Origin of the sequence: Escherichia sp. XD33 (assembly GCF_019375075.1) — a bacterium.
Classification (GTDB): domain Bacteria; phylum Pseudomonadota; class Gammaproteobacteria; order Enterobacterales; family Enterobacteriaceae; genus Enterobacter; species Enterobacter flexneri_A.
The window spans coordinates 1-25,448 of record NZ_JAENDM010000001.1 but is presented as its reverse complement, the minus strand read 5'-3'; the positions used below and the strand labels follow the sequence as shown (position 1 = coordinate 25,448).

The following is a 25,448-nucleotide window of genomic DNA, read 5'->3' as shown; positions in this document are numbered from 1 at the left end:
ATCGGCGGAATAAACGCAAAATGGGTCGCTATTTATGCCGTTGATGGTCATTGCGGACAGGTACAATTCACGTTGTAGAAATGGCTGGGGGCGAAAATGCTGATAATAAAACGTAGCGTGGCGATCATCGCGATACTGTTCAGTCCGTTAAGTACGGCGAGCAATCTCACATCGCAATTGCACAACTTTTTTAGCGCCCAACTCGCGGGGGTAAGTGATGAGGTTCGTGTTTCTATTCGTACAGCGCCCAATCTACTACCGCCATGCGAGCAGCCATTGCTTTCGATGAGCAATAATTCCCGCCTGTGGGGCAATGTGAATGTGTTGGCACGCTGCGGTAACGACAAACGATATTTACAGGTTAATGTACAGGCCACAGGAAATTATGTGGTTGCCGCGATGCCCATTGCGCGGGGAGGAAAGCTGGAAGCTGGCAATGTCAAACTGAAACGCGGACGGCTGGATACCCTGCCACCGCGTACGGTGCTGGATATCAATCAACTTGTTGATGCCATTAGCCTGCGCGATCTATCACCCGATCAACCTATCCAGTTAACCCAGTTTCGCCAGGCATGGCGGGTAAAAGCGGGACAACGCGTCAATGTGATCGCCAGCGGTGATGGGTTTAGCGCCAACGCAGAAGGTCAGGCGCTGAACAATGCAGCCGTCGCACAGAATGCGCGGGTGCGCATGGTATCGGGACAGGTAGTCAGCGGCGTTGTTGATGCAGATGGGAATATTCTTATAAACCTGTAAGCTGTTAAAGATTACCCGTCCCTTGCCGATAAATAAGCAACACATGATAAAAGCGCCCTCAATGAGGAATAAACCATGAGTATTGATCGCACTTCGCCTCTGAAGCCTGTAAGCACCGTTCAACCGCGCGAAACCACTGACGCGCCGGTAACGAACACCCGGGCGGCAAAAACAACAGCCTCCACCAGCACCAGTGTGACGTTAAGCGACGCGCAAGCAAAACTGATGCAACCCGGCAGCAGTGATATCAATCTTGAACGTGTCGAAGCGTTAAAACTGGCGATTCGTAACGGTGAACTAAAAATGGACACCGGCAAAATTGCCGATGCGCTGATCAACGAAGCGCAGCAAGACTTGCAGAGTAACTGATCGTATGACACGTCTTGCAGAGATCCTCGACCAGATGTCCGCTGTGCTTAACGATCTCAAAACGGTAATGGATCAAGAGCAGCAACATCTCTCTATGGGGCAGATCAACGGCAGCCAGTTGCAATGGATTACAGAACAAAAAAGCTCACTGCTGGCGACGCTGGATTACCTCGAACAGTTACGCAGGAAAGAACCCAATACAGCAAATAGCGTTGATATTAGTCAACGCTGGCAGGAAATTACTGTGAAAACGCAGCAACTACGCCAAATGAATCAACATAACGGCTGGTTACTGGAAGGACAGATTGAGCGCAATCAACAGGCGCTGGAAATGTTGAAACCGCATCAGGAACCGACGCTATATGGGGCGAACGGTCAGACCTCAACAACCCATCGCGGCGGTAAAAAGATTTCGAGCTGAAGATTATCTCCGGCCTGCACTGCAGGCCGGAATGCATTGTTACACCGTCCGGCGGGCAAATTCTTTAACTTTGAAGCCCAGTACCGCCAGTGCAGCGAAGTACGCGGCAATCCCCGCCAGCACGACCGCCATTAAACGCAGTAAACGCCAGGGCATGGTACCCAATGACCACTCCGGCATGATATGTAACATACCTAAAAGCACGCCAGACATCACCAGTACCGCCACCACCAGACGCAACAGAAACGCCATCCAGCCGGGTTGCGGGGTAAAGATTTTCTGCTTACGCAACTGCCAGTAAAGCAGCGAAGCATTCAGACACGCCGCCAGACCAATAGAAAGTGACAGCCCGGCATGTTTCAACGGACCAATAAACGCCAGGTTCATCAATTGCGTTAAAATCAGCGTAACGATGGCAATTTTCACTGGCGTTTTAATGTCCTGGCGGGAATAAAAGCCAGGAGCCAACACTTTCACTACAATCAGGCCAATCAAACCCACCGAGTAGGCAATTAACGCCCGCTGGGTCATCAGCGCATCAAACGCGGTAAATTTACCGTACTGGAACAGCGAAACGGTCAACGGACCGGAAAGAATGCCCAACGCAACCGCACTCGGCAGCGCCAACAGGAAACAAAGACGCAACCCCCAGTCCATCAAACGGTTGTATTCATCATGATTGCCACTGGCAAAACTTTTCGACAGCGACGGCAGCAAAATGGTGCCAAGCGCCACGCCCAGCACACCGGACGGAAACTCCATTAAGCGGTCGGCGTAATACATCCAAGACACCGAACCGGAAGCAAGAAACGAGGCAAAAATGGTGTTGATGATTAAGGAGATCTGGCTCACAGAGACGCCAAGGATCGCCGGTCCCATCTGTTTCACCACGCGCATTGCTCCGGCATCGTGGAAGTTAATGCGCGGCAGGACCAGCATGCCGATCTTCTTCAGGTGCGGTAGCTGATACACCAGCTGCAGGACGCCGCCGACCGTAACAGCCCACGCCAGCGCCAGCACCGGTGGGTTAAAGTACGGTGCGGCAAACAGCGCGAAACCAATCATGCTGATGTTAAGCAGTGTTGGAGCAAACGCCGGAATCGAGAAGCGGTTCCACGTATTCAGAATCGCTCCCACCAGCGACGCCAGGGAGATCAGCAAGATATAGGGAAAGGTAATCTTTAGTAGCTGGCTGGTCAGGGCAAATTTGTCAGCTGTGTCAGCGAAGCCTGGCGCGGTCACCATGATCACCCACGGTGCGGCGAGCATGCCAGCGACCGTCACAACCGCCAGCGCAAGTGTCAGCAGGCCAGAAACATAAGAGACAAAGACCCGCGTGGCGTCTTCACCCTGCTTACTTTTATATTCCGCCAGAATCGGTACAAATGCCTGGGAAAATGCCCCTTCGGCAAAGATACGGCGTAACAAGTTAGGAAGTTTAAAAGCGACGAAAAAGGCGTCGGTTGCCATCCCTGCGCCAAAGATTCTGGCGACAATTGCGTCTCGTGCGAAGCCAAGCACACGCGAAAACATGGTCATCGAGCTGACGGCGGCCAGCGATTTTAATAAATTCATCGGTGTTCTAATCCAGACCCACGGGCAAAACGCCTGCAAGGCAGGCGCTGAAAGAGGCGAATAGTCTACCTGGATTATGGTGAATTGCTACCGCCAGATGTTACAGGGTTTATTCACTCATCGCATCGCGCCAGATCTTGTCAACGATACGTTGCGCCAGCACGGCCTGTTCGCCGGCGGTTTGCGGAACTGTCTGGTTTTGCACACATTCAATGAAGTGCCGCGCACAGCCGACAAACCCACGTTGCTCAAGCGTACTCTGCCAACCAGGAATCGGTTTATGCACTACGCCCTGCCCGCGCTCCTCACGCCATTCGCGCATATCCGTAATGTCGATGAGCGCACCGTCAGTCACGGCCTGCACGGTTTCACGCTGACTTCCGGCACGGCGATGCATACAGGTGGTGATCTGCAAAGGACCAGCCGAAAAATGGTGCTCGGCAAACAGCATTTCGCCAGCGTCGTTAGTCAGTAGCGTACCGCCATCCAGAGAGGCTTTGCCGCCCGACAACCACAGCGCGGTATCCACCACATGCAGATAATCATCCAGCAACGTGAAATAAAGATCGTGTGGCCCGACGCTATTGCTACGATGTTTATCCATTCTTAGCGAGGCTGCGGTGGCGAGTTGCGTTTTTAACTCACCGTAGAGTGGTGCGAAACGACGGTTAAAACCGACCATCAACGTCAGTTTTTTCCGCGCCGCCAGTTCCACCAGCCGTTCAGCATCGCGCAGATTTTCTGCCAGCGGTTTATCGACACAGACATGTACCCCCGCATTGAGTAACGTACTGACCACGTCAAAGTGGCTGGCGGTGCTGGAATGCACAAAAACCGCATCGCAACTGGCGGCAAGGCTGGATAACGAATCGGCATAAGGAATGCGCCAGCTTTCACAAATTGGCAGGGCTTTCGCGCGCGTAGGCGACCAGGCTCCTTGTAACGTCCAGTCAGACGCTGCCGCCAGCACCGGTAACCACGCTTTTTGCGCAATGCCACCTAATCCCACTACGCCGATACGTAATTTTTTCACTTTAATCTCCCAGATGGGCCAGCAACGAATCAAGACGCTGTTTCAGTTCTGCCACTTCGATTTCCAGGGCTTCGACGCGGGCCTGTAAATCACCGTCAACCGCGTTCGACATATCCGTCACCGCCGGCTGATCTTCAACCTCACCACTGAAAAGATGCATGTAGCGGTTTTCGCGTTTACCCGGTTCGCGGGCCAGACGCACCACAAAAGGACCATCTTCGCGATTTGCCAGTTGTTCCAGCGTCGACTCCACTTCCGCCATATCGCTGAATTCATACATTCGCGCGGCGCGGCTGCGCAGTTCACCTGGCGTCTGGGCACCACGCAATAACAACGTGGTGATTAACGCCACTTCCGCTGCGCTCAGTTTCAGATCGCCAAATTCTGAATTACAAAAACGTTGCTCATATTTGGTGACCCGATTACCAAAACCGCTCACTGTGCGTAGATAATGACGTTTGACCAGATTATCCAGCTGTTCCTGCACTTCGGATTCACTCAGATTCATGACCGGTTCACGGTTCGTTTTCTGATTACAGGCCGTGACTACACCATTGACTGAGAGCGGGTATTGCTCCGGCGTGGTCACCTGCTTTTCCAGCAAGCAACCAATCACGCGAGCTTCAAGGGCAGTAAGTTGATATTTCATGAGATTCTCCTTAGCGGCCGGGCGTCCAGTCTGGGGTAGTTAATGCCGTCAGTACGTGATCGCGCCATTGTCCATCAATCAACAGATAGTCTTTCGCATAGCCTTCTTTTTCAAAACCCAGTCGCGCCAGTAAATCACCGCTGCGTTTATTGTGCGGCATATAATTAGCCATAATGCGATGAATATGTTGGGTGCGCTGCATATAACGAATGGCTGCGGTCAGGGCTTCAAACATGAGTCCTTTGCCCTGCCATTTTTGCCCAATCGAATAACCGAGATAGCAGGCATGAAAAGAGCCACGAACAACATTGGAAAAATTGGCAACGCCAATAATCTCTTTTTCGTCCGGGTCGAATAAGCCAAAGTAGAAAGCTGAACCTTGTTTATGAAATTCGTTAATCATCCCCAGCCTGGCCTGCCAGCCTGATGGATAACAGTGGCTTTCGTCGCGCACTGGCTCCCAGGGCTTGAGGAAATGGCGATTCTCTGCGTAATAATCCGCCAGACGCCAGGCATCACGATCATGCACCAGACGCACGACCAGTCGGTCTGTGGTTAAGCGCACTTTTGGCACGTTACTGCGATAGCCAAACATTCTATACCTACTCCTTCCCGTAACGTCTTTAATACGCTGTAAGTATTACTATACCTGCGCAACCAGACCCTGTGAAAAGTCCAAAATGCCATTGTCTGCATTATTCACATATTTGATAAAAACTCTCTATCAAAGCGACGTTTTGATAAAAAAATATTGTCCCCGAAGTGATGGGAAAAGTCTTAGCGGCAATGCAGAATAGAAAGTGCTCATCTTTTATTTCCCGGGAGGGGAAATGTCCCGCGTGTCGCAGGCGAGGAACCTGGGTAAATATTTCCTGCTCATCGATAATATGCTGGTCGTGCTGGGGTTCTTTGTTGTCTTCCCGCTGATCTCTATCCGCTTCGTTGATCAAATGGGCTGGGCCGCCGTCATGGTCGGTATTGCTCTCGGTCTACGCCAGTTTTTTCAGCAAGGTCTGGGTATTTTCGGCGGCGCAATTGCCGACCGCTTTGGTGCCAAACCGATGATTGTTACCGGTATGCTGATGCGCGCCGCCGGATTCGCCACAATGGGTATCGCCCACGAACCGTGGCTATTGTGGTTTTCATGCCTGCTCTCGGGACTCGGCGGCACGTTGTTTGATCCGCCGCGTTCGGCGCTGGTGGTGAAACTAATCCGTCCACAACAACGTGGTCGTTTTTTCTCGCTGTTGATGATGCAGGACAGTGCCGGTGCGGTCATTGGCGCATTGTTGGGGAGCTGGCTGTTGCAATACGACTTTCGCCTGGTCTGCGCCACAGGGGCCGTTTTGTTTGTGCTGTGTGCGGCGTTCAATGCGTGGTTGTTACCGGCATGGAAACTCTCCACCGTACGCACGCCCGTTCGCGAAGGCATGACCCGCGTGATGCGCGACAAGCGTTTTGTCACCTATGTTCTGACGCTGGCGGGTTACTACATGCTGGCTGTACAAGTGATGCTGATGCTGCCAATTATGGTCAACGACGTGGCTGGCGCGCCCTCTGCCGTTAAATGGATGTATGCCATTGAAGCGTGTCTGTCGTTAACGTTGCTCTACCCTATCGCCCGCTGGAGTGAAAAGCATTTTCGTCTGGAACACCGGTTGATGGCTGGGCTGTTGATAATGTCATTAAGCATGATGCCGGTGGGCATGGTCAGCGGCCTGCAACAACTTTTCAACCTGATTTGTCTGTTTTATATCGGGTCGATCATTGCCGAGCCTGCGCGTGAAACCTTAAGTGCTTCGCTGGCGGACGCAAGAGCTCGCGGCAGCTATATGGGGTTTAGCCGTCTGGGTCTGGCGATTGGTGGCGCTATTGGTTATATCGGTGGCGGCTGGCTGTTTGACCTGGGCAAATCGGCGCACCAGCCAGAGCTTCCGTGGATGATGCTGGGAATTATTGGCATCTTCACTTTCCTTGCGCTGGGTTGGCAGTTTAGTCAAAAACGCGCCGCGCGTCGTTTGCTGGAACGCGACGCCTGATTTGATACTCCCCCCTGACTCCTCCATACTGAAAGTGAACTGACAGCCAAATGGAGGAGTCACGTGAAGCTATACATTTACGATCACTGCCCTTACTGCCTCAAAGCCCGCATGATTTTCGGCCTGAAAAATATCCCCGTCGAATTACATGTTCTGCTCAACGACGACGCAGAAACACCCACCCGGATGGTCGGTCAAAAACAGGTTCCCATTCTGCAAAAAGATGACAGCCGCTATATGCCAGAAAGCATGGATATCGTTCACTATGTCGATAAACTCGACGGCAAACCGTTACTGACCGGCAAACGTTCCCCTGCCATTGAAGAGTGGCTGCGCAAAGTCAATGGCTACGCCAACAAACTGCTGTTGCCGCGTTTTGCCAAATCGGCATTTGATGAGTTTTCTACTCCCGCCGCGCGCAAATATTTCGTCGACAAGAAAGAGGCCAGCGCGGGTAATTTTGCCGACCTGCTGGCCCACTCTGACGGTCTGATTAAGAATATCAGCGATGATTTGCGTGCGCTGGACAAACTGATCGTCAAACCGAACGCCGTGAATGGCGAACTTTCGGAAGATGATATTCAGCTATTTCCGCTACTGCGTAATCTGACGCTGGTAGCCGGAATCAACTGGCCAAGCCGCGTTGCTGATTACCGCGATAATATGGCGAAACAGACACAAATCAATTTGTTATCATCAATGGCGATTTAATCCTGACCCGCCGCGGCAGCCTGTATTCGCGGGTTGCCGCCGTTTTCAGTTTTTTCTGCTGGCGAGTTTATCGCTGGTGACACATGCTGCGTTGTGTCAGGATATTGACGCAGATTTCATGTCGAGGACTACCATGAACAAGTTTTTATTTGCCGCTGCATTGATCGTCAGTGGCCTGCTCGTTGGCTGTAATCAACTCACCCAATACACCATCACCGAACAAGAAATTAACCAGTCGCTTGCGAAACATAATAATTTCTCAAAAGATATCGGTTTACCCGGCGTGGCTGACGCCCATATTGTTCTGACAAACTTGACCAGCCAAATTGGTCGCGAAGAGCCGAATAAGGTTACCCTAACCGGAGACGCCAATCTGGACATGAACTCCCTGTTCGGTAGTCAGAAAGCGACCATGAAACTGAAGCTGAAAGCGCTGCCCGTGTTTGATAAAGAAAAAGGTGCGATCTTCCTGAAAGAGATGGAAGTGGTCGATGCGACGGTACAACCGGAAAAAATGCAAACGGTGATGCAAACGTTGCTTCCCTATTTGAACCAGGCATTACGCAATTACTTTAACCAGCAACCTGCTTACGTCCTGCGCGAAGATGGCAGTCAGGGCGAAGCAATGGCGAAAAAACTGGCGAAAGGCATTGAAGTGAAGCCAGGCGAAATTGTCATTCCGTTTACGGATTAATGACGAGGGCGCATTCGCGCCCTTTATTTTTCGTGCAAAGGAAAACGTTTCCGCTTATCCTTTGTGTCCGGCAAAAACATCCCTTCAGCCGGAGCATAGAGATTAATGACTGCACCATCCCAGGTATTAAAGATCCGCCGCCCAGACGACTGGCACCTTCACCTCCGCGATGGCGACATGTTAAAAACTGTCGTGCCGTATACCAGCGAAATTTATGGACGGGCTATCGTAATGCCCAATCTGGCTCCGCCCGTGACCACCGTTGAGGCTGCCGTGGCGTATCGCCAGCGTATTCTTGATGCCGTACCTGCCGGGCACGATTTCACCCCATTGATGACCTGTTATTTAACAGATTCGCTGGATCCTAATGAGCTGGAGCGCGGATTTAACGAAGGCGTGTTCACCGCTGCAAAACTTTACCCGGCAAACGCAACCACTAACTCCAGCCACGGCGTTACGTCAGTTGACGCAATCATGCCGGTACTTGAGCGCATGGAAAAAATCGGTATGCCGCTACTGGTGCATGGTGAAGTGACACATGCAGATATCGACATTTTTGATCGTGAAGCGCGCTTTATAGAAAGCGTGATGGAACCGCTGCGCCAGCGCCTGACTGCACTGAAAGTCGTTTTTGAACACATCACCACCAAAGACGCAGCCGACTATGTCCGTGACGGAAATGAACGGCTGGCTGCCACCATCACTCCGCAGCATCTGATGTTTAACCGCAACCATATGCTGGTTGGTGGCGTGCGTCCGCACCTGTATTGTTTACCCATCCTCAAACGCAATATTCACCAACAGGCATTGCGTGAACTGGTCGCCAGCGGTTTTAATCGAGTATTCCTCGGTACGGATTCTGCGCCACATGCACGTCATCGCAAAGAGAGCAGTTGCGGCTGCGCGGGCTGCTTCAACGCCCCAACCGCGCTGGGCAGTTACGCTACCGTCTTTGAAGAGATGAATGCTCTGCAGCACTTTGAAGCATTCTGTTCTGTAAACGGCCCGCAGTTCTATGGCTTGCCGGTCAACGACACATTCATCGAACTGGTACGTGAAGAGCAACAGGTTGCTGAAAGCATCGCACTGACTGATGACACCCTGGTGCCATTCCTCGCCGGGGAAACGGTACGCTGGTCCGTTAAACAATAAAAATCGTAGCTTCCTGTTGTCATTAGGTTATTTTACCTGTATAAATAACCAGTATATTCAACAGGGGGCTATTATGCGAATTGAAGTCACCATAGCGAAAACTTCTCCATTGCCAGCTGGGGCTATTGACGCCCTGGCTGGCGAACTTTCCCGCCGTATTCAGTATGCGTTTCCTGATAATGAAGGCCACGTATCGGTACGTTATGCCGCAGCGAATAATTTATCGGTTATTGGCGCAACAAAAGAAGATAAACAGCGCATTAGCGAAATTCTCCAGGAAACGTGGGAAAGCGCCGATGACTGGTTTGTCAGCGAATAATATGCAGTGATTTTTGTTTTTGCCGGGTCGCCCCGGCTTTTTTATTTTACTTACGAATTTTGAGTACAAAATTTCTACACTTCCTCAAAATAATTGCACAATATGCTAAAAAAATATGAATGACATGCTGTTTTATTGTTCATATAAATCTTAAAAGCAGAAATTTATCTGTTCCCCCCTTTAAAAATTCGGTGAATACCCTTACTTATTGGTATACTGAAGTTGCTTCAGATAAAAACGCATTGAACCTCGAATAACGTTGTCTAGTAACACGAATTAGGGGGCCATGATGGAAAAAAATAATGAAGTCATTCAGACTCATCCGCTCGTAGGGTGGGACATCAGCACCGTTGATAGCTATGATGCGCTGATGTTGCGTTTGCACTACCAGACCCCAAATAAGTCCGAGCAGGAAGGGACTGAAGTTGGTCAGACGCTCTGGTTAACCACTGATGTTGCCAGACAATTTATTTCGATATTAGAAGCAGGAATCGCCAAAATTGAATCCGGTGATTTCCCGGTAAACGAGTATCGGCGTCATTAACATGACATGACCATCCACCCAAAAGGCACCTCACCGGTGCCTTTACCATTTCTGGGTTGTATATCTGCATTCAGTTAATTACTCTGCTTAAACCATGAGAGCAGAGAGAAAAAAATGAAATACGATCTCATCATTATTGGCAGCGGTTCCGTAGGCGCTGCCGCCGGGTATTATGCAACCCGCGCCGGTTTAAACGTGCTAATGACCGACGCCCATATGCCACCGCATCAACACGGCAGCCACCACGGCGATACGCGATTAATTCGCCATGCTTATGGTGAAGGCGAAAAGTATGTCCCACTGGTACTCCGCGCGCAAACACTGTGGGATGAGCTCTCCCGCCACAACGAAGATGATCCCATTTTTGTACGCTCTGGTGTCATTAACCTCGGCCCGGCTGACTCCGCATTTCTCGCCAACGTCGCCCACAGCGCCGAACAGTGGCAACTCAACGTCGAAAAGCTCGACGCGCAAGGGATTATGGCCCGCTGGCCAGAAATACGCGTCCCGGACAACTACATCGGCTTATTTGAGACTGATTCCGGTTTTTTGCGCAGCGAACTGGCGATTAAAACCTGGATCCAACTGGCGAAGGAAGCGGGCTGTGCGCAGCTGTTCAACTGCCCGGTCACCGCAATTCGTCATGACGATGATGGCGTAACTATTGAAACGGCTGACGGAGAGTATCAGGCGAAAAAAGCGATTGTCTGCGCGGGAACATGGGTAAAAGACCTGCTCCCGGAGCTGCCTGTCCAGCCCGTACGCAAAGTATTTGCCTGGTATCAGGCCGATGGTCGCTATAGCGTGAAGAATAAATTCCCGGCGTTTACCGGTGAACTGCCCAATGGCGATCAATATTATGGTTTTCCGGCAGAAAACGACGCGTTGAAGATTGGCAAACATAACGGAGGCCAGGTTATCCATTCAGCGGATGAACGTGTTCCGTTTGCGGAAGTGGTCAGCGATGGTTCGGAAGCCTTCCCGTTCTTGCGCAATGTCTTGCCGGGTATCGGTTGCTGCCTGTACGGCGCTGCCTGCACCTATGATAATTCGCCTGACGAAGATTTTATTATCGATACCCTACCCGGTCACGATAATACACTGCTCATTACCGGCCTGAGCGGGCACGGTTTTAAATTTGCGTCTGTTTTAGGGGAAATAGCTGCCGATTTTGCGCAAGACAAAAAAAGCGATTTTGATTTAACGCCATTCAGGCTTTCCCGCTTCCAATAATCATCATTACGGCCTCCAGAATGAGGCCGTTTTTACAGGAGTATTTAATGCGTCGGCTGTTGCACTATCTCATCAATAATATTCGCGAGCATCTGATGCTTTATCTTTTTCTCTGGGGATTGTTGGCAATTATGGATCTGATCTATGTGTTTTATTTTTAGTTTTCCGCACTGACATAAACTGACAAATATTTAATCTCCCTTTCATTTAGCGTGAAAAATTGAATGAGATTATTCCTGCTTCTACAGCACTCACCAGACATCTCTGATGCTGAACCCACTAAACTTATGAAGATTCTTTCATTATTAATTCAAAATTATTGAAATAAAAATAAATATCATTCAATTTGTTATTTTTGTGTTGCAATTCATTCTCCGACACGCCATTTTCTTTCTCTCGCAAATTCGTTTTGGATGCACTTATGTCATTCACAAATACCCCTGAACGCTATGGTGTTATATCTGCGGCCTTCCATTGGCTAAGCGCAATTATTGTCTACGGCATGTTTGCTTTAGGTCTGTGGATGGTCACGCTCAGTTATTACGATGGCTGGTATCACAAAGCACCCGAACTGCATAAAAGCATCGGTATTTTGTTAATGATGGGGCTGGTTATTCGCGTTCTGTGGCGTGTCATATCTCCACCGCCGGGTCCGCTGCCGAGTTATTCGCCCATGACTCGTCTTGCCGCAAGAGCTGGACATCTCGCATTGTACCTATTGCTTTTCGCCATCGGCATCAGCGGCTATCTGATCTCAACTGCCGATGGTAAACCGATCAGCGTTTTTGGCTGGTTTGACGTCCCCGCGACCCTTGCCGACGCTGGCGCACAGGCAGACTTTGCCGGTGCCCTGCATTTTTGGCTCGCGTGGAGCGTCGTAGTACTGTCCGTTATGCACGGATTTATGGCCCTGAAGCATCATTTCATCGATAAAGACGACACTCTGAAGCGCATGCTGGGAAAGTCGTCATCTGACTATGGAGTATAAAAAATGAAAAAAAGCCTGCTTGGTTTAACCTTCGCGTCCCTGATGTTCTCTGCCGGTTCAGCGGTTGCCGCCGATTACAAAATTGACAAAGAAGGTCAGCACGCCTTTGTTAATTTCCGCATCCAGCACCTTGGCTATAGCTGGTTATACGGCACCTTTAAAGATTTCGACGGTACTTTTACCTTTGACGAAAAAAATCCGGCTGCCGATAAAGTGAATGTGACAATTAACACCACCAGCGTCGATACTAATCACGCCGAACGCGATAAACATCTTCGCAGTGCAGATTTCCTCAATACCGCAAAATATCCACAGGCAACATTCACCTCCACCAGCGTGAAGAAAGACGGTGACGAACTGGATATTACCGGCGATCTGACGCTGAATGGCGTAACCAAACCCGTCACGCTGGAAGCGAAATTAATTGGTCAGGGCGACGACCCATGGGGTGGTAAACGTGCAGGCTTCGAGGCCGAAGGCAAAATTAAGCTCAAGGACTTCAATATCAAGACAGATTTAGGTCCAGCTTCTCAGGAAGTGGATCTGATTATTTCAGTGGAAGGCGTACAGCAGAAGTAAGCGTGAAATGTTGCCGGATGGCACGCATCCGGCAATGATATTTATTCTGTTGGATCAGGAATGCACAGTGTTGTATTCAGACGTCCACGAGACTTATTAAAGATCTTATTGCCATTTTCACGTCCTGCCCGACGGCGTCGCTGTTCTTCTGGCGGTAACGCGCTTTCTTCGCAGCAAATCTCACTACAACAACCTTTGTATTTTTCCGCGCATACTGGACACTGAATAAACAGCAGGTGGCAGCCATCATTTTTACAGTTGGTATGGCTGTCGCACGGCGCGCCGCACTGGTGGCAATGCGCGATAATCTCATCCGATATACGTTCGCCCATCCGCTCGTCAAAAACAAAATTTTTGCCAATAAAACGCACCGGCAAGCCCTGCTCGCGCGCCTTACGGGCGTATTCAATAATTCCGCCCTCGATATGCCAGACTTTGTTGAATCCGTTATGTTTCATCCAGGCACTGGCCTTTTCACAACGAATGCCGCCGGTGCAGTACATGACGATTTTTTTATCTTTATGTGCCTGCATCATCTCGACTGCTTTTGGCAGCTGCTCACGGAAGGTATCTGCCGGAATTTCGAGCGCGTTTTCAAAGTGCCCCACTTCATACTCATAGTGGTTACGCATGTCGATAAATAGTGCATCGGGATCGTCAAGCATGGCGTTCACTTCCGCCGCTTGCAGATACTCACCAACATTGCTGGCATCAAAGTGAGGATCGTCAATACCGTCGGCAACAATGCGATCGCGTACCTTCATGCGCAGTACCCAGAAGGATTTCCCGTCATCATCCAACGCGATATTCAGGCGTAAACCCTCTAAAGCCGGGTCGAAGGCATAGAGCTGCGCGCGAAATGTTTCAACATTGCTCGCAGGTACGCTGATTTGCGCGTTAATGCCCTCATGCGCCAGATACACTCGCCCAAAAACATTCAGCGCGGTAAACAGCTGATATAAAGCGTCACGGGTCGTCTTAGGATCGGCGATGTGGAAATACTTGTAAAACGAAATGGTGGTTCGCGGTTCGCTCTCAGCCAACATTTTGGCTTTTAGCGCGTCGTTGGAAATGCGGTTGTGTAACACTGGCATGGTGTACGGTTCCTGCGAGATGGGAAAGTAAAAATCCGCGGCATGATATAGCAATTATCGATAATTAACATCCACACATTTTACGCTACATTTGCGCATTAAAAATTATTTGTTATTTACAAGCGCGGCAATTTCGCCCAGTCTTCAGCCACAAATTTTGGTTGCGGGCGAAAAAATGCGACAATACATACAATTGCCCGAATAGGTTGAAAAACAGGATTGATATGACGAATCTACCCAAGTTCTCCACCGCACTGCTTCATCCGCGTTATTGGTTAACCTGGTTGGGTATTGGCGTACTTTGGTTAGTCGTGCAATTGCCCTACCCGGTTATCTACCGCCTCGGTTGTGGATTAGGAAAACTGGCGTTACGTTTTATGAAACGACGCGCAAAAATTGTGCATCGCAACCTGGAACTGTGCTTCCCGGAAATGAGCGAACAAGAACGCCGTAAAATGGTGGTGAAGAATTTCGAATCCGTTGGCATGGGCCTGATGGAAACCGGCATGGCGTGGTTCTGGCCGGACCGCCGAATCGCCCGCTGGACGGAAGTGATCGGCATGGAACACATTCGTGACGTGCAGGCGCAAAAACGCGGCATCCTGTTAGTTGGCATCCATTTTCTGACACTGGAGCTGGGTGCGCGGCAGTTTGGTATGCAGGAACCGGGTATTGGCGTTTATCGCCCGAACGATAATCCACTGATTGACTGGCTACAAACCTGGGGCCGTTTGCGCTCAAATAAATCGATGCTCGACCGCAAAGATTTAAAAGGCATGATTAAAGCCCTGAAAAAAGGCGAAGTGGTCTGGTACGCACCGGATCATGATTACGGCCCGCGCTCAAGCGTTTTCGTCCCGTTGTTTGCCGTTGAGCAGGCTGCGACCACGACCGGAACCTGGATGCTGGCACGGATGTCCGGCGCATGTCTGGTGCCCTTCGTTCCACGCCGTAAGCCAGATGGCAAAGGGTATCAATTGATTATGCTGCCGCCAGAGTGTTCTCCGCCACTGGATGATGCCGAAACTACCGCCGCGTGGATGAACAAAGTGGTCGAAAAATGCATCATGATGGCACCAGAGCAGTATATGTGGTTACACCGTCGCTTTAAAACACGCCCGGAAGGCGTTCCTTCACGCTATTAAATCTCCCATGCCGGATGCTTCAGAATGGCATCCGGCATTACCACAGCAAATCCCCCTGATTTAGCGATAAAAGCTCTCTGGATTGCGCCCCCTGGAAGTCGGGCGCATAATTAGTGTGCTTATCTTTTCTTCTTATGTTCACCGCGCCTGGCGCACCAACAGCGGATTGCTATGTCACCCTGTGAAAATGACACCCCTATAAACTGGAAACGAAACCTGATCGTCGCCTGGCTAGGCTGTTTTCTTACCGGTGCCGCCTTCAGTCTGGTAATGCCCTTCTTACCCCTCTACGTTGAGCAGCTTGGCGTTACCGGTCACTCCGCCCTGAATATGTGGTCCGGTATTGTCTTCAGCATTACATTTTTATTTTCGGCCATCGCCTCACCGTTTTGGGGTGGACTCGCCGACCGTAAAGGCCGAAAACTCATGCTATTACGCTCTGCCCTCGGCATGGGCATCGTGATGGTGTTGATGGGGCTGGCACAAAATATCTGGCAGTTTTTGATCCTGCGGGCGCTTCTTGGGTTACTTGGCGGATTTGTCCCCAATGCTAATGCTCTTATCGCCACACAAGTACCGCGTAATAAAAGCGGCTGGGCGCTGGGTACGCTCTCCACAGGCGGCGTTAGTGGTGCGTTGCTCGGCCCAATGGCTGGCGGCCTGCTCGCCGATAGCTACGGCTTACGTCCGGTATTCTTTATTACCGCCAGTGTGCTCATACTCTGCTTTTTCGTCACCCTGTTTTGCATCAGAGAAAAATTCCAGCCGGTCAGCAAAAAAGAGATGCTGCACATGCGGGAAGTGGTGACATCACTTAAAAACCCGAAACTGGTACTCAGCCTGTTTGTCACTACGTTAATCATCCAGGTGGCGACGGGCTCAATTGCCCCCATTCTGACGCTGTATGTCCGCGAACTGGCGGGTAACGTCAGTAACGTCGCCTTTATCAGTGGCATGATCGCCTCGGTGCCAGGCGTGGCGGCTCTGCTAAGTGCACCACGACTCGGCAAACTTGGCGATCGAATCGGACCCGAAAAGATCCTGATTACAGCGCTGATCTTTTCTGTACTGCTGTTGATCCCAATGTCTTACGTTCAGACGCCATTGCAACTTGGGATTTTACGTTTTTTGCTCGGTGCCGCCGATGGTGCACTACTCCCCGCCGTACAGACACTGTTGGTTTACAACTCGAGCAACCAGATCGCCGGGCGTATCTTCAGCTATAACCAATCGTTTCGTGATATTGGCAACGTTACCGGACCATTGATGGGAGCAGCGATTTCAGCGAACTACGGTTTCAGAGCGGTATTTCTCGTCACCGCTGGCGTAGTGTTATTCAACGCAGTCTATTCATGGAACAGTCTACGTCGTCGTCGAATACCCCAGGTATCGAACTGATTTTTCGCCTTTCATACTTGCAAAAGCGGAGAATCAGCTATCCTTTTCCCTGAAACCTCATCAACTCAAAGGGAGAATCGTGATGACCATGTACGCAACGCTTGAAGAAGCCATTGACGCTGCACGCGAAGAATTTCTTGCAGACAACCCCGGCATCGACGCCGAAGATGCGAATGTGCAACAGTTCAATGCCCAAAAATACGTTTTGCAGGACGGCGACATCATGTGGCAAGTTGAGTTTTTTGCCGACGAAGGGGAAGAAGGTGAATGTTTACCTATGCTTAGCGGTGAAGCCGCGCAAAGTGTTTTTGATGGCGACTATGATGAGATAGAGATACGCCAGGAGTGGCAGGAAGAGAATACATTACATGAATGGGACGAGGGGGAATTTCAGCTTGAGCCACCGCTGGATACCGAGGAAGGACGCGCAGCAGCTGATGAGTGGGATGAACGTTAATCACTCATACGGGCCATGATGAATGTCGATCGGCAGCAGTAAAGTATCAAAAACCAGAGAGAATGGCAGATCAAGGATCGTGACATAACGCCAGGCGGAGTCACGCACATCCCATTGCACACCGGGATAATATTGGTTGCCATGCCCCTGCCCCGGTATAGTGCGACTAATAATGCTGCCACAGCCACTCAGCAAGGTCACCATGATGCTCACCACAATTAAACGCATTTGATACCTCTTTCGTAAAAAAATACCGGCATAACGCCGGTATTTTTATTGGCTCGTTGTTTTTGCCGGATGCGGCGTGAACGCCTTATCCGACCCACAAAGTCTTGCAAAATCAATAAATTGCAGGAACGATGTAGGCCTGATAAGCGTAGCGCATCAGGCAACTACGTTTTTATTGCGAAGCCGCATCCGGTTTACGCAATGCCAGTGGATTGAGCTTTATCCCTTCGTAATAACTCACCCATGAAGAATATCTCTCCGGGGAATTCCAGACACGGAAATGCAGACGGGCCATCGTCACCGGATCGCTTAGCAGCACCAGGCGACGATCGCGATTCAGCTTCTCTGGCGTCTCGTTCAGCGCCTGTTCAACGTGGCGGTCACGGGCGATTTCCAGCACCTTACTGGCGCGGTGACGCGCGGTCGCCATTGCGGTTGCCAGAGCGTTAAATGACGGGTTAAACACTGCGTGCATAAAGCCATCATCAAGGGAGCGTTGACGATTCATCTCAAGGAACCGATCGGTATCAACCAGCACCTGCGGCGGCGAATACTCTTCCGGGATCAGGAACAGTTTCCAGCGTTTGGTGCGCAGACCAACGGTGGCACGGCTGGAAATCACCGAAACAAACGGTGACAGGATCAACGAGAAGACAATCGGTGCCAGCCAGAACAGGAAACGCAGATCCAGCCACGCCATCCCAACAGCCCACACTAACCCTAACAGCAGCTGTGAGCCGTGGCGTTTGAACGCTTCACCCCAGGAAGTGGAGTCATCATCACGCTGCGGTGAATTCCACACCACTTCCCAGCCAAGGAACGCGCTGACAACGAAGACCGTATGGAACAGCATGCGTACCGGAGCCAGCAGCACGGAAAAAAGCACTTCCAGCAGCAACGATAATGTAACGCGCCAGAAGCCGCCGTATTCTTTCGTTCCTTTGCACCAGATAAGCAAAATGCTCAATAACTTCGGCAGGAACAACAGCACCATGGTCGAAGCAAAAAGTGCAATCGCCAGCTCAGGACGCCACTGCGGCCACACTGGGAACAACTGCCGTGGTTGCAGGAAGTATTGCGGTTCGGTCAACGCATGCACTACCTGCAATGCAGTAGAGAGCGCGAGGAACATAAACCACAGCGGAGCGGAGAGATAAGACATCACGCCCGTCAGGAACACCGCACGGTGAACCGGGTGCATACCCTTCACCAGGAACAGACGGAAGTTCATCAGGTTACCGTGGCACCATCGGCGGTCACGTTTTAGCTCATCAAGCAAGTTAGGCGGCAATTCTTCATAAGAACCCGGGAGATCGTAAGCAATCCAGACCCCCCAACCTGCACGGCGCATCAACGCCGCTTCCACGAAGTCATGTGACAGGATTGAACCGGCAAAGGAACCTTCGCCCGGCAGCGGAGCCAGTGCGCAGTGCTCGATAAACGGTTTCACGCGGATAATCGCGTTATGTCCCCAGTAGTGCGACTCGCCAAGTTGCCAGAAGTGCAAACCGGCTGTAAACAGTGGCCCATACACGCGGGTCGCGAACTGCTGACAGCGCGCATACAGCGTATCCATACCGGACGCTTTCGGCGACGACTGAATGATCCCGGCGTTCGGGTTGGCTTCCATCAGGCGCACCAGCCCGCACAAACAATCACCGGTCATTACCGAGTCAGCATCCAGCACCACCATGTAGCTGTACTGGCTGCCCCAGCGACGGCAGAAGTCATCGATATTACCGCTTTTACGCTTCACGCGGCGACGGCGGCGGCGATAGAAAATCTGACCTTCGCCACCGACTTCAGCGATAAGCTCCATCCAGGCTTTTTGCTCTGCGACGCAGATATCCGGGTTATAACTGTCACTAAGAATGTAGACATCAAAGTGTTTGGCATTCCCGGTGGCTTTTACTGATTCCCACGTTGCACGCAGGCCAGCAAAAACACGGTTCACGTCTTCGTTACAGATAGGCATGATCAACGCCGTGCGATGCTCCGGGTTTAATGGTTCATCGCCAACTGTTGACGCAGATATACTGTATTTATCGCGACCAATAAGCAGTTGCAGGAAGCCCATTAACGCCGTCCAGAATCCGGCGGACACCCAACAGAACAGTACCGCAAAGAGGATCAGGATACCGGTTTGCAGCATATAAGGCAGAAGCTGCATAAAGGAAACCCACAAATCCTGACCAACCATATCCATAGGATTAATCAGCGCCCAACCCTGATAAGGAAGAATGGTCTTCATATACCAGGTCGCGACGACAGTTTGCGCGAGCGTCAGGATCAACAGAATGTAACGGCGGATGGTACCGACGGTACGCCACTTTTGCTCGCTCTCCTGCTCTTCTTTGGTCAAACGAGCCAGATAGCGCGGCGTGACATCGCGTCCACGCAGGCGATCCCAGAAACGGCCTACCGGGTTGGTACGCCACGGGTCGGGAAACATCGAGGAGCGTTTTGCTTCTGGCATCGCCTTCAGCTGATCGCGCCCTTCGTCGTCTTTAATTAACTGTCCATCAGCAAGTGAATCTGGCCAGGCTTGTTCCAGACGCGCCTTTACCGAGCCTTGCGGGGAATCATCCTCCCGCGCCCAGGTGCGGTGTTCGGCATCCAGCGCCTGATGAACGGCGCGGATATCAGTCTTCGGCAATGCCGCTTTCTCGCTTGCGGCGATGGGCATTGCGTCAATGTACTCAGTTGTCTTATTCATTGGCAGGTAACTGGTAGCTCCAGGTTTCACTCAACGTCTGATCGGCATTCACCAGCGCAGCACGCATTTCAGTGGTTTTCTTGGCATCTTTCACTTTCACACGCATCACCAGACGCCAGCCTTTGGTAACCGGGTTATAGCGCACCGTGCTTTCAACTATCTCACCATTATCACCAATGCTGGTTTGCGCTGTGACCGGGGTATCCTCTGGCAGTTTTTTCATCTCTGCGCCGGTAAAATCGACCACAAAGGCGATAGTACCGTCAGGCTGGCGAATCAGGTTCGACTGCTTCACATCCCCCGTTGAACGACGCGTTTGTTGCACCCATGCGTTATCTGGCGCATGCAGTTTGTCTTCATCACGGCTGAAGGTGATGGTGTATTTAAAGTTCATCTCTTTACCCGGCTCCGGCAGCTGATCCGGCGTCCAGTAAGCGACGATGTTATCGTTGGTTTCATCGTTGGTTGGAATTTCCACCAGCTCAACGCTGCCTTTACCCCACTCCCCTTTCGGAGTCACCCATGCGCTTGGACGGAGATCGTAACGATCATCGAGATCTTCAAAGCGGGAGAAATCACGACCGCGCTGCAACAGACCAAAGCCTTGCGGGTTTTCCATGGAGAAGCTGCTGACCGCTAAATGTTTCGGGTTATTCAACGGACGCCAGATCCATTCGCCATTACCGGCATGGATAGAGAGACCGTTAGAGTCGTGCAACTCCGGACGATAGTTATTTGCAGGCGACGGTTGGTTCGGCCCAAACAGGAACATACTGGTTAACGGTGCAACCCCCAGTTTGCCGACTTTATCGCGCAGATAGATTTTCGACTGCACATCCACAACCGTGTCACGCCCTGGCATAACCACGAATTTGTAAGCACCTGTCGCACGCGGCGAGTCAAGCAATGCATAGATGGTTAAACGTTTATCAGTCGGTTTTGGACGCTCGATCCAGAACTCTTTGAAGCGCGGAAATTCTTCACCCGATGGCAAGGCGGTATCAATTGCCAGGCCGCGGGCAGAAAGGCCATAAACCTGACCTGCACCAATCACGCGGAAATAGCTGGCCCCGAGCATGCTGACGATTTCATCGTTTTTATCTTTGCTGTTGATCGGGTAAAGCACTTTAAAACCGGCAAAGCCAAGGTCTTTTACCGTATCTTTGTCATGCTGAACATCGCCGAAAGTGAAATAATCCGGGCTGTATTTGATTCGTTTGACTGCGGTGGCAGTCACTTCATTTATTTTGACCGGGGTATCGAAGTACATACCCTGATGGTAGAACTCGAGTTTGAATGGGGTCTTCAGATTGTTCCAGTACGCTTTGTCATGATTAAACTGGATCTGCTGATAGTCCGCGTATTTCATATCGCGGAAAACGGAGGGCAAGTTGCTTTTGGGCGTCTCGTAGCCTTTCCCGGCTAAAGATTGAGCTTGCTTTGCGACATCATCAATACTGAAAGCCCAGCTTGAAGATGTATACAGGGTTAACATTACTGCAGCACTCAACCAACGCATTTTCATCATTTGTAGTTTATGTTTCATAATTAGTAAGCACTTCCCCCTTTGTGTGCTTATATCGATCCGATCTATTTTAATGGATAACCAGCCATTCCGACAACAGAATCCCGGTATCGTTCAGCACGCTGGCTCATGGATTAAGCACCTGATTGCAACCGTTTTCACTTTCCGTGCTTCTCCTAAAGACAGAAGCATCGACTTCGTGTAGGGTTTGCCAGCAAATTTATTTATCAACCGTCTTACAGACGCTTCCATTCTGGTTAGTGGTAGCGATGATGCTATGCATAAAAACCTTGAAGCCTGCGCCTGGCGCGGTCAGGTCGGTGTCACTATGGCAACAAGCCTAAAGGCATAACCCGACAGGGATAAGACGAAAAATCCGAGATTAGTTAACCATATATGAACCCAGTACCCGCGCAACGTGAATATTTCCTCGACTCCATCCGCGCCTGGCTGATGTTGTTAGGGATACCTTTTCATATTTCTTTAATCTATTCGAGCCATACATGGCATGTGAATAGCGCCGAATCATCATTGTGGCTGACCCTTTTTAATGACTTCATCCACTCGTTCCGCATGCAGGTATTTTTCGTTATATCCGGCTACTTTTCCTACATGCTTTTTTTACGCTATCCCTTGAAAAAATGGTGGAAAGTACGTGTCGAACGTGTAGGTATCCCGATGTTAACAGCCATCCCCCTACTGACATTACCGCAATTTATTATGCTGCAATATGTCAAAGGAAAAGCGGAAAGTTGGCCTGGGCTGTCATTGTATGACAAATATAATACGTTGGCCTGGGAATTAATATCACACCTGTGGTTTTTACTGGTGTTAGTGGTCATGACGACGCTGTGCGTATGGATATTTAAGCGCATCAGAAATAATTTAGAAAATTCTGATAAAACGAATAAAAAATTCTCGATGGTAAAACTATCGGTGATTTTTTTATGCCTCGGCATCGGTTATGCGGTAATAAGAAGAACGATTTTTATTGTGTATCCGCCCATTCTGAGTAATGGCATGTTCAATTTTATTGTCATGCAAACGCTGTTTTATTTGCCGTTCTTTATCCTCGGCGCACTGGCTTTCATTTTCCCTCATCTTAAAGCCTTGTTTACCACGCCGTCTCGTGGCTGTACCCTTGCAGCAGCATTGGCGTTTGTCGCTTATTTACTCAACCAGCGCTATGGCAGTGGCGATGCCTGGATGTACGAAACCGAGTCGGTGATCACCATGGTCCTCGGTCTGTGGATGGTGAATGTGGTCTTCTTCTTTGGCCACCGTTTGCTTAACTTCCAGTCAGCGCGGGTGACTTATTTTGTTAACGCATCGCTGTTTATCTATCTGGTTCACCACCCGTTAACGCTGTTTTTCGGCGCATACATTACACCGCACATCACCTCCAACTGGCTTGGTTTTCTCTGTGGCCTGATATTTGTAGTAGGGATTGCGATAATTCTGTATGAAATTCATTTGCGCATCCCGTTACTGAAGTTTTTGTTCTCTGGTAAACCGGTTGTTAAGCGTGAGAACGATAAAGCACCAGCCCGTTAAGCCACATTTACAATAACCATTCCACGGGCAATATCGACGCCAGTCTGACCATAACCCGCTTCCAGAAACTGGTGGCGGGTTCTTTTTTGAGAATAATCTCTTTCTTTGCATGACGATCAACCCAGTTGATCCGTCCCCACCTGTCCAGACGGAGCTGCCAGGCCGCATCATACTGGCTCTGAATAAAGCGTTTATCAATTAACTGTGCCAGCGTTTCGCTCTCTATCACGAAGCCCATTTCAGTATTGAGCAATGTTGAACGCGGATCGAAATTGAAAGAGCCGATAAACACCGTTTTACCATCGATGCTAAAGGTTTTAGCATGCAGGCTGGCTCCGGAATTACCGGTTATGCCGCGATCGTGTAACGTACTACTTTGTTCACGCGTCGGCTTGAGTTCATATAATTCCACGCCATAGCGGAGCAATTTTTTGCGCCAGCGCGCGTATCCGGCATGGACGACAGCAACATCGTTAGCGGCAAGAGAATTGGTTAGGATCGCAATCTTTACCCCTTTTCTCACCATCCGTAAGAGTTGCGCCACACCTGCGCGTGTCGGTACAAAATAGGAAGAGATAATATCGATGCGTTCACTGGGTGAGCCCATGATATCGAACAGGCGCTGCGGTAACAGTGAATGCCGTTTTGCCTTGCCCTCCCCTTTCGCCGGATCATCACTTAATAAACGTGTCTTCGCCCAGATAAGCGGCAATGTTCCATCAACCAGATGATTTATAAATGGACTGGATTCCATTTTGCGTAAATAACGATGCGTCATGGCATCGTTATGCCAGGAGGCGGGTAACTCGATGCGATCCGCCATTTCACCCTCCGGGACATCCAGCACCTGCTGTAAGGGTGAAACCGATTTGCAATACCAGTAGCGGGCGAAATCATCGGCAACGTCCTCTACCACGGGTCCTATTGCCATGACATCTAAATCCGAAAAAAGTGGCTCCTCCCCTGCTCCAAAATAGGCATCACCAATATTTCGTCCTCCCACCAGGGTCACCACGCCATCGACAGTGAAACTTTTATTGTGCATACGGCGATTAAGACGGGAAAAGTCGGTGATATAACCAAGCGGACGCAGCAAGCGAAACGAGAAAGGATTAAAAAGCCGGACTTCAATGCGTGGATGACTGTCAAGCAAGCGTAAAATGTCGTCAAGTCCGGGCGTATTGTTGTCGTCCAGCAACAAACGGACGCGAACGCCACGCTTTGCTGCGGCTAACAGGGCGGAAAACAGTAACCGACCCGACATATCGTCCTGCCAGATGTAATACTGAACATCGAGCGTATGCTCTGCCATTTCGGCCAGACGATACCGGGCGGCAAACGCATCCAGACTTTTCTCCAGAGGAAAAAGGCCACACTGACCGGGATGTTGCGAACACAGTGGCAGCACCGCGCTCGCCAGCCGGGGCAAATCATTCATCTCCTTGTTGGGTAAGGAGTCTTTCGTAGAGGTGGGCGTTTTCTTCATCATAACAGACAAAGTATACCTGTTCGGGTAAAGCGTGACGGGTAATAAATTCTGAAACGGTTTTTACTGCGATTTCAGCCGCTGCCGCACGAGGGTAACCATAAACCCCAGTACTGATTGCAGGAAAAGCCACTGACGTATAGCTGTTTGCCGCCACCAGTCGTAGGCTATTGAGATAGGCATCCTGCAAAAGCTGGTCTTCGTTTTGTTCACCACCACGCCAGACTGGCCCGACGGTGTGCACTACGGCTTTAGCGGGAAGATCGCCTGCAAGCGTAATAACGGCATGCCCCGTAGGGCAATCGCCCTGCTGTTGCCTGACTTTTAAACAAGCATCCAGCAGGGCCGGACCCGCTGCGCGATGAATGGCCCCATCGACGCCGCCGCCTCCCATTAATGACGGATTAGCCGCATTCACAATCACATCAACGGCCAGTTTGGTAATATCACCCTGCACAACATGAATACGCGTTTTCATAACGCCTCCTTACACCTTCTTGTTTCTTAAGTGTACAGCAGGCTTTTTGGTTAAATCGCATTTTTCTGCTCAGCAACGTGAGTTGTTCAGAAACTTAGTTATATTCGATGTTCATTACAGCCAGCTTTTTCTGTTTATCAAGATACTGCACTTTTACTGAGGCTATTTGCGCGTTTTTGACATTGCGGTGATGCTGCCAACTTACTGATTTAGTGTATGATGGTGTTTTTGAGGTGCTCCAGTGGCTTCTGTTTCTATCAGCTGTCCCTCCTGTTCAGCTACTGACGGGGTGGTGCGTAACGGCA

Annotated in this window: 28 protein-coding genes and 1 pseudogene; 18 read left to right on the top strand and 11 right to left on the bottom strand. The window is 50.4% G+C overall.

What is annotated here, in order from left to right:
• Positions 1–96 precede the first annotated feature (96 nt).
• The 3 genes from flgA (at position 97) to flgN (ending at position 1,546) form a co-directional block, all read left to right on the top strand.
• Positions 97–756: a flagellar basal body P-ring formation chaperone FlgA gene (flgA, locus tag K0778_RS00145; RefSeq protein ID WP_000905458.1), complete on the top strand. Its 660-nt coding sequence runs from the start codon at positions 97–99 to the stop codon at positions 754–756.
• 75 nt (positions 757–831) lie between these two features.
• Positions 832–1,125, top strand: a complete 294-nt coding sequence (flgM, locus tag K0778_RS00140) for a flagellar biosynthesis anti-sigma factor FlgM (protein WP_000020884.1) — start codon at positions 832–834, stop codon at positions 1,123–1,125.
• A 4-nt stretch (positions 1,126–1,129) separates the two neighbouring features.
• The gene (gene flgN, locus K0778_RS00135) at positions 1,130–1,546 is read left to right on the top strand and encodes a flagella biosynthesis chaperone FlgN (protein ID WP_063084658.1); all 417 of its coding nucleotides are present in this window, start codon (positions 1,130–1,132) and stop codon (positions 1,544–1,546) included.
• A 39-nt stretch (positions 1,547–1,585) separates the two neighbouring features.
• On the opposite strand, the gene murJ is transcribed toward flgN, so the two are convergent.
• The 4 genes from murJ to rimJ all read right to left on the bottom strand — a co-directional run bounded on the left by murJ (position 1,586) and on the right by rimJ (position 5,398).
• Entirely contained in the window at positions 1,586–3,121 is a 1,536-nt protein-coding gene (gene murJ, locus K0778_RS00130; protein WP_001050683.1) for a murein biosynthesis integral membrane protein MurJ, read from the bottom strand.
• Between the two features lie 109 nt (positions 3,122–3,230).
• Positions 3,231–4,154, bottom strand: coding sequence for a Gfo/Idh/MocA family protein (locus tag K0778_RS00125; protein ID WP_000736158.1), 924 nt, complete (start codon positions 4,152–4,154; stop codon positions 3,231–3,233).
• 1 nt (position 4,155) lies between these two features.
• Positions 4,156–4,803, bottom strand: a complete 648-nt coding sequence (locus K0778_RS00120; RefSeq protein ID WP_000877107.1) for a YceH family protein — start codon at positions 4,801–4,803, stop codon at positions 4,156–4,158.
• 10 nt (positions 4,804–4,813) lie between these two features.
• Positions 4,814–5,398: a ribosomal protein S5-alanine N-acetyltransferase gene (gene rimJ, locus K0778_RS00115; RefSeq protein WP_000468186.1), complete on the bottom strand. Its 585-nt coding sequence runs from the start codon at positions 5,396–5,398 to the stop codon at positions 4,814–4,816.
• Between the two features lie 235 nt (positions 5,399–5,633).
• Here rimJ and mdtH point away from each other — a divergent pair, with 235 nt between their 5' ends.
• The 10 genes from mdtH to K0778_RS00065 all read left to right on the top strand — a co-directional run bounded on the left by mdtH (position 5,634) and on the right by K0778_RS00065 (position 13,062).
• The gene (gene mdtH, locus K0778_RS00110; protein ID WP_053263448.1) at positions 5,634–6,842 is read left to right on the top strand and encodes a multidrug efflux MFS transporter MdtH; all 1,209 of its coding nucleotides are present in this window, start codon (positions 5,634–5,636) and stop codon (positions 6,840–6,842) included.
• 63 nt (positions 6,843–6,905) lie between these two features.
• A complete protein-coding gene (gene grxB / locus K0778_RS00105) occupies positions 6,906–7,553 on the top strand; it encodes a glutaredoxin 2 (RefSeq protein ID WP_000780912.1) in 648 nt (215 codons plus the stop codon).
• Positions 7,554–7,686: 133 nt separating this feature from the next.
• Entirely contained in the window at positions 7,687–8,247 is a 561-nt protein-coding gene (locus tag K0778_RS00100; RefSeq protein ID WP_001295443.1) for a lipoprotein, read from the top strand.
• A gap of 105 nt (positions 8,248–8,352) precedes the next feature.
• Positions 8,353–9,399 carry a dihydroorotase gene (gene pyrC, locus K0778_RS00095; RefSeq protein ID WP_000126543.1) on the top strand — a complete coding sequence of 349 codons (1,047 nt, stop codon included), beginning with the start codon at positions 8,353–8,355 and terminating at the stop codon, positions 9,397–9,399.
• A 73-nt stretch (positions 9,400–9,472) separates the two neighbouring features.
• Positions 9,473–9,718: a DNA damage-inducible protein I gene (gene dinI, locus K0778_RS00090; protein ID WP_001217754.1), complete on the top strand. Its 246-nt coding sequence runs from the start codon at positions 9,473–9,475 to the stop codon at positions 9,716–9,718.
• A gap of 289 nt (positions 9,719–10,007) precedes the next feature.
• The gene (gene bssS, locus K0778_RS00085; RefSeq protein WP_000414437.1) at positions 10,008–10,262 is read left to right on the top strand and encodes a biofilm formation regulator BssS; all 255 of its coding nucleotides are present in this window, start codon (positions 10,008–10,010) and stop codon (positions 10,260–10,262) included.
• Between the two features lie 114 nt (positions 10,263–10,376).
• Positions 10,377–11,495, top strand: a complete 1,119-nt coding sequence (gene solA, locus K0778_RS00080) for an N-methyl-L-tryptophan oxidase (protein WP_000872811.1) — start codon at positions 10,377–10,379, stop codon at positions 11,493–11,495.
• Positions 11,496–11,542: 47 nt separating this feature from the next.
• Entirely contained in the window at positions 11,543–11,656 is a 114-nt protein-coding gene (locus K0778_RS00075) for a YceO family protein (RefSeq protein WP_001253418.1), read from the top strand.
• A 260-nt stretch (positions 11,657–11,916) separates the two neighbouring features.
• Entirely contained in the window at positions 11,917–12,483 is a 567-nt protein-coding gene (locus K0778_RS00070) for a cytochrome b (protein WP_000011114.1), read from the top strand.
• A gap of 3 nt (positions 12,484–12,486) precedes the next feature.
• The gene (locus K0778_RS00065; RefSeq protein ID WP_000749261.1) at positions 12,487–13,062 is read left to right on the top strand and encodes a YceI family protein; all 576 of its coding nucleotides are present in this window, start codon (positions 12,487–12,489) and stop codon (positions 13,060–13,062) included.
• 41 nt (positions 13,063–13,103) lie between these two features.
• Here the strand turns inward: K0778_RS00065 and K0778_RS00060 are convergent, their stop codons facing one another.
• A complete protein-coding gene (locus K0778_RS00060; RefSeq protein ID WP_063084660.1) occupies positions 13,104–14,156 on the bottom strand; it encodes a rhodanese-related sulfurtransferase in 1,053 nt (350 codons plus the stop codon).
• Between the two features lie 224 nt (positions 14,157–14,380).
• Between K0778_RS00060 and lpxL the strand changes: the two genes are divergently transcribed.
• From lpxL to K0778_RS00045, 3 genes are all read left to right on the top strand, one after another.
• Positions 14,381–15,301, top strand: a complete 921-nt coding sequence (lpxL, locus tag K0778_RS00055; protein WP_000183364.1) for a kdo(2)-lipid IV(A) lauroyltransferase — start codon at positions 14,381–14,383, stop codon at positions 15,299–15,301.
• 171 nt (positions 15,302–15,472) lie between these two features.
• The gene (gene mdtG, locus K0778_RS00050; RefSeq protein ID WP_000074172.1) at positions 15,473–16,699 is read left to right on the top strand and encodes a multidrug efflux MFS transporter MdtG; all 1,227 of its coding nucleotides are present in this window, start codon (positions 15,473–15,475) and stop codon (positions 16,697–16,699) included.
• A gap of 82 nt (positions 16,700–16,781) precedes the next feature.
• Entirely contained in the window at positions 16,782–17,156 is a 375-nt protein-coding gene (locus K0778_RS00045; protein WP_000180056.1) for an acidic protein MsyB, read from the top strand.
• On the opposite strand, the gene K0778_RS00040 is transcribed toward K0778_RS00045, so the two are convergent.
• The 3 genes from K0778_RS00040 to mdoG all read right to left on the bottom strand — a co-directional run bounded on the left by K0778_RS00040 (position 17,157) and on the right by mdoG (position 21,628).
• Positions 17,157–17,384: a YceK/YidQ family lipoprotein gene (locus tag K0778_RS00040; protein WP_001237205.1), complete on the bottom strand. Its 228-nt coding sequence runs from the start codon at positions 17,382–17,384 to the stop codon at positions 17,157–17,159.
• A gap of 172 nt (positions 17,385–17,556) precedes the next feature.
• A complete protein-coding gene (gene mdoH / locus K0778_RS00035) occupies positions 17,557–20,100 on the bottom strand; it encodes a glucans biosynthesis glucosyltransferase MdoH (RefSeq protein WP_001295445.1) in 2,544 nt (847 codons plus the stop codon).
• Positions 20,093–21,628 (bottom strand): glucans biosynthesis protein MdoG, encoded by a 1,536-nt coding sequence (gene mdoG / locus K0778_RS00030; protein WP_001343212.1) that lies wholly within the window; start codon positions 21,626–21,628, stop codon positions 20,093–20,095. The genes mdoH and mdoG overlap by 8 nt, the downstream gene beginning before the upstream one ends.
• Before the next feature lie 393 nt (positions 21,629–22,021).
• Between mdoG and mdoC the strand changes: the two genes are divergently transcribed.
• Positions 22,022–23,179: a glucans biosynthesis protein MdoC gene (gene mdoC / locus K0778_RS00025; RefSeq protein ID WP_063084661.1), complete on the top strand. Its 1,158-nt coding sequence runs from the start codon at positions 22,022–22,024 to the stop codon at positions 23,177–23,179.
• Between the two features lie 7 nt (positions 23,180–23,186).
• Here mdoC and clsC read toward each other — a convergent pair whose 3' ends face one another.
• The 3 genes and pseudogenes from clsC to ymdA form a co-directional block, all read right to left on the bottom strand.
• On the bottom strand, positions 23,187–24,668 hold the full coding sequence (gene clsC, locus K0778_RS00020) for a cardiolipin synthase ClsC (RefSeq protein ID WP_001307714.1): 1,482 nt from the start codon (positions 24,666–24,668) through the stop codon (positions 23,187–23,189).
• Positions 24,610–25,143, bottom strand: a complete 534-nt coding sequence (ymdB, locus tag K0778_RS00015; protein WP_000857405.1) for an O-acetyl-ADP-ribose deacetylase — start codon at positions 25,141–25,143, stop codon at positions 24,610–24,612. The genes clsC and ymdB overlap by 59 nt, the downstream gene beginning before the upstream one ends.
• A 94-nt stretch (positions 25,144–25,237) precedes the next feature.
• Positions 25,238–25,327 (bottom strand): annotated as a pseudogene (gene ymdA, locus K0778_RS00010) (protein YmdA); the annotation flags it as partial.
• 57 nt (positions 25,328–25,384) lie between these two features.
• Between ymdA and K0778_RS00005 the strand changes: the two are divergent.
• A partial coding sequence (locus tag K0778_RS00005; protein WP_001676991.1) for an IS1 family transposase occupies positions 25,385–25,448 on the top strand: 64 nt, incomplete at its 3' end.

Excerpts from the sequence above, each read along its gene's own strand:
- rimJ (WP_000468186.1), bottom strand. The coding sequence starts at position 5,398 with ATGTTTGGCTATCGCAGTAACGTGCCAAAAGTGCGCTTAACCACAGAC.
- bssS (WP_000414437.1), top strand. The coding sequence starts at position 10,008 with ATGGAAAAAAATAATGAAGTCATTCAGACTCATCCGCTCGTAGGGTGG.
- K0778_RS00045 (WP_000180056.1), top strand. The coding sequence starts at position 16,782 with ATGACCATGTACGCAACGCTTGAAGAAGCCATTGACGCTGCACGCGAA.
- K0778_RS00065 (WP_000749261.1), top strand. The coding sequence starts at position 12,487 with ATGAAAAAAAGCCTGCTTGGTTTAACCTTCGCGTCCCTGATGTTCTCT.
- K0778_RS00070 (WP_000011114.1), top strand. The coding sequence starts at position 11,917 with ATGTCATTCACAAATACCCCTGAACGCTATGGTGTTATATCTGCGGCC.
- mdoG (WP_001343212.1), bottom strand. The coding sequence starts at position 21,628 with ATGATGAAAATGCGTTGGTTGAGTGCTGCAGTAATGTTAACCCTGTAT.
- flgM (WP_000020884.1), top strand. The coding sequence starts at position 832 with ATGAGTATTGATCGCACTTCGCCTCTGAAGCCTGTAAGCACCGTTCAA.
- dinI (WP_001217754.1), top strand. The coding sequence starts at position 9,473 with ATGCGAATTGAAGTCACCATAGCGAAAACTTCTCCATTGCCAGCTGGG.
- K0778_RS00075 (WP_001253418.1), top strand. The coding sequence starts at position 11,543 with ATGCGTCGGCTGTTGCACTATCTCATCAATAATATTCGCGAGCATCTG.
- ymdB (WP_000857405.1), bottom strand. The coding sequence starts at position 25,143 with ATGAAAACGCGTATTCATGTTGTGCAGGGTGATATTACCAAACTGGCC.
- K0778_RS00060 (WP_063084660.1), bottom strand. The coding sequence starts at position 14,156 with ATGCCAGTGTTACACAACCGCATTTCCAACGACGCGCTAAAAGCCAAA.
- K0778_RS00100 (WP_001295443.1), top strand. The coding sequence starts at position 7,687 with ATGAACAAGTTTTTATTTGCCGCTGCATTGATCGTCAGTGGCCTGCTC.
- mdoC (WP_063084661.1), top strand. The coding sequence starts at position 22,022 with ATGAACCCAGTACCCGCGCAACGTGAATATTTCCTCGACTCCATCCGC.
- pyrC (WP_000126543.1), top strand. The coding sequence starts at position 8,353 with ATGACTGCACCATCCCAGGTATTAAAGATCCGCCGCCCAGACGACTGG.
- lpxL (WP_000183364.1), top strand. The coding sequence starts at position 14,381 with ATGACGAATCTACCCAAGTTCTCCACCGCACTGCTTCATCCGCGTTAT.
- flgN (WP_063084658.1), top strand. The coding sequence starts at position 1,130 with ATGACACGTCTTGCAGAGATCCTCGACCAGATGTCCGCTGTGCTTAAC.
- K0778_RS00120 (WP_000877107.1), bottom strand. The coding sequence starts at position 4,803 with ATGAAATATCAACTTACTGCCCTTGAAGCTCGCGTGATTGGTTGCTTG.
- flgA (WP_000905458.1), top strand. The coding sequence starts at position 97 with ATGCTGATAATAAAACGTAGCGTGGCGATCATCGCGATACTGTTCAGT.
- mdoH (WP_001295445.1), bottom strand. The coding sequence starts at position 20,100 with ATGAATAAGACAACTGAGTACATTGACGCAATGCCCATCGCCGCAAGC.
- clsC (WP_001307714.1), bottom strand. The coding sequence starts at position 24,668 with ATGATGAAGAAAACGCCCACCTCTACGAAAGACTCCTTACCCAACAAG.
- mdtG (WP_000074172.1), top strand. The coding sequence starts at position 15,473 with ATGTCACCCTGTGAAAATGACACCCCTATAAACTGGAAACGAAACCTG.
- mdtH (WP_053263448.1), top strand. The coding sequence starts at position 5,634 with ATGTCCCGCGTGTCGCAGGCGAGGAACCTGGGTAAATATTTCCTGCTC.
- solA (WP_000872811.1), top strand. The coding sequence starts at position 10,377 with ATGAAATACGATCTCATCATTATTGGCAGCGGTTCCGTAGGCGCTGCC.
- murJ (WP_001050683.1), bottom strand. The coding sequence starts at position 3,121 with ATGAATTTATTAAAATCGCTGGCCGCCGTCAGCTCGATGACCATGTTT.
- K0778_RS00040 (WP_001237205.1), bottom strand. The coding sequence starts at position 17,384 with ATGCGTTTAATTGTGGTGAGCATCATGGTGACCTTGCTGAGTGGCTGT.